General features: G+C 43.9%; 1 pseudogene. It reads left to right on the forward strand.

The window, feature by feature from the left end:
• Positions 1–220: 220 nt before the first annotated feature.
• A pseudogene (locus ACFIL3_RS11170) lies at positions 221–542 on the forward strand (cytochrome b); the annotation flags it as partial.

A 542-nucleotide genomic window follows, 5' to 3' on the forward strand; every position in this document is an offset into this window, starting at 1 on the left:
AGTCCATCTACTGTTTCTACACGAAACAGGATCAAACAACCCCTGCGGAATCTCATCAGACTCAGACAAAATCACCTTCCACCCCTACTACACAATCAAAGATATCCTAGGCCTAATCCTCCTCCTTTTCATCCTAACAACACTAACACTACTTTCACCCGACCTCCTAAACGACCCGGACAACTACACCCCAGCCGACCCACTAAATACCCCTCCACACATCAAACCAGAATGGTACTTCCTATTTGCATACGCAATTCTACGATCCGTTCCTAATAAACTAGGAGGCGTACTAGCGCTCTTCCTATCAATCTTCATCTTATCTATCATCCCCATACTTCACAACTCCAAACAGCAAAGCATAATATTCCGCCCACTTAGCCAATTCCTGTTCTGACTCCTAATTACAACCCTACTAACCCTCACCTGGATCGGAAGCCAACCAGTAAATCAACCCTTCATTCTCATTGGTCAACTAGCATCCATAACATACTTCATCACAATTCTAATCCTAATACCACTAACCTCCTTGATCGAGAACA

Source organism: Bartonella sp. CE47NXGY, from assembly GCF_042195415.1.
GTDB lineage: Bacteria > Pseudomonadota > Alphaproteobacteria > Rhizobiales > Rhizobiaceae > Bartonella.